This window comes from Neptuniibacter sp., from assembly GCF_024231755.1.
In the GTDB taxonomy this organism is placed as follows: domain Bacteria; phylum Pseudomonadota; class Gammaproteobacteria; order Pseudomonadales; family Balneatricaceae; genus Neptuniibacter.
On sequence record NZ_JAAEQH010000244.1, the window covers coordinates 1 to 3,829 of the forward strand.

The following is a 3,829-nucleotide window of genomic DNA, read 5'->3' on the forward strand; positions in this document are numbered from 1 at the left end:
CAAGTAGTGTAGTGAAAAACAATAAAGATTGGGGAACCCCATGACAGACATGATTGATATTAAAAATGTAGCTGCTGATTACGAGCAGCTAATTAAAGAAGACAAGGTCCACACTTCGATCTATTCCGATCCGGAAATCTTCGAAGAGGAACTGGACAAAGTGTTTAACAACACTTGGGTTTGGGTAGGTCATGAAAGTGAAGTGCCAGAAGTAGGTTCCTACAAAACAGCGATGATCGGTCGTCACTCTGTAATCATCAGCCGTGACCGTAAGAAAAACATCCACGTACTGCTGAACCGCTGCCGTCACCGCGCTGCAACAGTATGTGAAGGTAAGAAGGGTAAAACCAAGAGCTTCATGTGCCCATACCACGGTTGGGGTTACTCATTGGATGGCGCACTGCGTGCGATCCCTAAGCCAGAAGAGTATGACGGTGTATTCGACAAGTCTGAATACCCACTGATCAGCCTGCGCTTTGAAACTTACCAGGGCATGATCTTCGCGACATTCAAAGAAGATATTGAGCCGCTGGAAGACTTCCTGGGTGGTGCTAAGAAGTGGATCGATCTGTTTATGAAACAGAGTGGCGGTTACCCACTGAAGGTTCTGGGTGATCACCGTTTCCGTTTCCCGGGCAACTGGAAGATCCAGCTGGAAAACACTACGGATGCTTACCACTTCCCAATCGTACATAAGTCATTCGTATCCTCTGTAGACGACCAGACTGCTGAAGTATTCGACTTCTTGGATGGCGAAGGTCGAGTAGAAGATCTGGGTAACGGTCACAGTGTGATGGTGATGATCCCTGAGCTGGTTGATCTGGAACAGGATCTGGATGCACCAATCCCAGACCGTTTCAAAGAACTGGCAGAAGAGCTGGCGGCAGAAGGTCACTCCGATGAAGAAGTGCGTCGCATGGTACGTGCAGTAGGTGGTTCCGGCTTCAACCTGAACCTGTTCCCGAACGTTGCATGTTCAATGGCGTTCTTCCGTGTACTGGCACCTATCAGCGTTAATGAAACTGAGATCCACCACGTTGCACTGGGTGGTGAGGGTGCACCTGCGCCATTCAACCAGATGCGTCTGCGTTTGCATGAACATTTCCAGGGTCCAATGGGCTTTGGTACGCCGGACGATGCTGAAGCATGGGAACGTGTACAGAAAGGTTCCCACGCCGGTAAAGATGAGTGGATTCTGGTTAACCGCGGTATGGAAAACCTGGATACCAGCGAAGATGGCAATGTTTACGGTGCAGTCTGCTCCGAGACAGGTATGCGTGCAGCGTACCGCCAGTACAAGAAAGTAATGACAGCCTGATTGAGAGGAGATTAGGAATGACAGATCTAAGTTTGCTGAATCAGGTAAAAGCTTTTGTTGATGCAGAAGCGGACATGCTGGATTTCGAAGAGTACCAAAACTGGTTGGATCTTTGGACAGAGGGCGGTGTTTACATCGTGCCAATCGATCCTAAGGAAACTGACTTTGCTAACACTCTGAACTTTGCTTACGACAAAGCGGAGATGCGCCAGCTGCGCGTAGCTCGTCTGGTCGGTGGTGAAGCGGTATCAACTCAGACTACAGAGAAAACTGTTCGTCAGATGGGGCGCTTCCGCATTCTGGAGCAGGATGATGAGTTCGTAACTGTACGTTGCTCTATGTACCTGAGTGAATGCCGCCACGGTAACACTAAAACTTACCCGGCGGATGTGACTTACAAGCTGCAGAAAGATGCGGATCAGTTCCGTATTGATGAGAAGGTGATCCGTTTGCAAAACGGTGACTCTTACCTGAGCAGCATTGGCTACATCCTGTAAGGAGAAAACCATGTCTCAAGTTGCTTTGGTAACAGGTGCGGCTCAGGGGCTGGGTAAGGCTATCGCGCAGAGCCTGTTTAACGCAGGTTTTGCCGTAGCTCTGACCGATGCCGATGAGCAGAGCGTTATTGCTGCTGCAAACGAGATCGACAGCAGTGGTGAACGGGTTCTGGCTCTGCAGCTGAATGTTTTGGAGAAAGAAAACTTCAATACAGCACTGCAGCAGACCATTGAACGTTTTGGTCGTGTTGATGCGTTGGTAAATAACGCAGCGCTAACGCTGACTACACCGGTAATGGAGATCTCTCCTGAAGAGTTCGACAAGGTGATTGCAGTTAACCAGCGCGGCACCTTCTTTGGTTGTCAGGTCTTTGGACAGTACTTTGCGGATCAGGGTTATGGCCGCATCGTAAATCTGGCCTCACTGGCAGGCCAGAATGGTGGTGCAGCGGCGGGTGCCCATTACGGTTCCACTAAAGGTGCGATTCTGGCGATGACCAAGATCTTTGCCCGTAATCTGGCGGCATCCGGTGTCACGGTGAATGCGGTTGCACCGGGTCCGATGGATCTACCATCAGTTCGTGATCTGGTTCCGGCGGACAAACTGGAGCAGATCATCAACGACATGATTCCTGTACAAGAGCTGGGAGATGCCGGGTTCGTAGCGGACATGGTAGCCAAACTGGCCAGCAGAGAATCGTCGTTTGTGACTGGGGCAACCTGGGATATCAACGGTGGTATCTACATGCGTTAAGACCTGAGTAAAGGTCAGTTAGCCGGACTGCTTGCAGTCCGGCATTAAGAATTTTTAAGGGTGAGCAGATGAATAGCGAATTGATTGATGTAGTCGTAACTGGACGCGAAGAGCAGGCAGACGGAGTTGCGGTTTTTGAACTGAGCCGTAAAGACGGTGACCTGTTACCGGCCTTTGAAGCCGGTGCACACGTTGATGTGCATGTGTCACCAGAGATCATCCGTCAGTATTCATTGAGCAATGCACCTGGCCACGGCACGAGTTATCGCCTTGGTATTTTGAAAGATCCTGCGTCCCGTGGTGGCTCCATTGCGATCCATGAGAATTTCAATGTTGGCCACGAGCTGCAGATCAGCGAACCACGTAACCACTTTCCATTGAATATGAGCGGTGAGAGCAGCATTCTGGTAGGCGGTGGTATCGGTGTAACACCGATGCTGACAATGGCCTACGCTCTGAAAGCTGAAGGTAAAAGTTTTGAATTCCATTACTGCTGCCGAAGCCGCAGCAGCGCCGGTTTCCTTGCAGAACTACAGAGTGAATTTGCTGAGCAACTGCACCTGCATTTTGATGATGAGGGTGATGAGCAGCGTTTTAACCCTGAGCAGGTATTTGGTGCTTATGCTGAGGGTAAACATGTTTATGTCTGCGGTCCGACCGGCTTTATGGATTGGGTGATCAGCACGGCGGAAGAGACGTGCAGCTATCCAAAAGACAATGTTCACTTCGAATACTTCAATGCAGAGGTGGATAACCATGGTTCCGCATTTGAAGTGGTTGCAGAGCAGAGTGGTGTCACTGTGATGGTAGAGGACGGACAGAGCATCACTGAAGCGTTGGCAACGGTAGGAATCAAAGTAGATGTGTCCTGTGAGCAGGGTGTATGCGGCACATGTCTGTGTGATGTTCTGGAAGGTACGCCAGATCACAAAGACCACTTCCTGACGGATGAGGAAAAAGAGGATAACGACCAGATCGTAGTTTGCTGTTCACGTTCTAAAACAGATCGTTTGGTATTGGATATTTAAAAGAATTCCAGACCATAGCGTTGTCTGTGGTCTGCAATAAAAATGCTTAACCGAAGGCGAGCCTCCGGAGGTTAAGTGAAGTTAGGGAACTTGCGAATAAATCGTGTAGGCCCCGTAGGGCTTGCAGAGCACTAACAGGACTTGTTCGCAGGTCCCTTAGAAAACCTTTAAGCACACACGGCAGTTAGTCTCGTTCGGGGGTGATGCCGTACCTGAACCATAAAAATAAAAG

The 3,829-nt window shown here is 49.7% G+C and carries 4 protein-coding genes; all 4 read left to right on the top strand.

Features of this window, described 5'->3' with window-relative positions; genetic code table 11:
• Positions 1-40: 40 nt before the first annotated feature.
• The 4 genes from GY843_RS13090 (at position 41) to GY843_RS13105 (ending at position 3,597) form a co-directional block, all read left to right on the top strand.
• Complete coding sequence (locus tag GY843_RS13090; protein ID WP_297310350.1) at positions 41-1,318, top strand: aromatic ring-hydroxylating dioxygenase subunit alpha; 1,278 nt, start codon at positions 41-43, stop codon at positions 1,316-1,318.
• Positions 1,319-1,335: 17 nt separating this feature from the next.
• Complete coding sequence (locus GY843_RS13095; RefSeq protein ID WP_297310352.1) at positions 1,336-1,815, top strand: aromatic-ring-hydroxylating dioxygenase subunit beta; 480 nt, start codon at positions 1,336-1,338, stop codon at positions 1,813-1,815.
• A gap of 10 nt (positions 1,816-1,825) precedes the next feature.
• Positions 1,826-2,569, top strand: coding sequence for an SDR family NAD(P)-dependent oxidoreductase (locus GY843_RS13100; RefSeq protein WP_297310355.1), 744 nt, complete (start codon positions 1,826-1,828; stop codon positions 2,567-2,569).
• A gap of 68 nt (positions 2,570-2,637) precedes the next feature.
• Entirely contained in the window at positions 2,638-3,597 is a 960-nt protein-coding gene (locus tag GY843_RS13105; RefSeq protein WP_297310357.1) for a PDR/VanB family oxidoreductase, read from the top strand.
• The last annotated feature ends 232 nt before the right edge of the window (positions 3,598-3,829 follow it).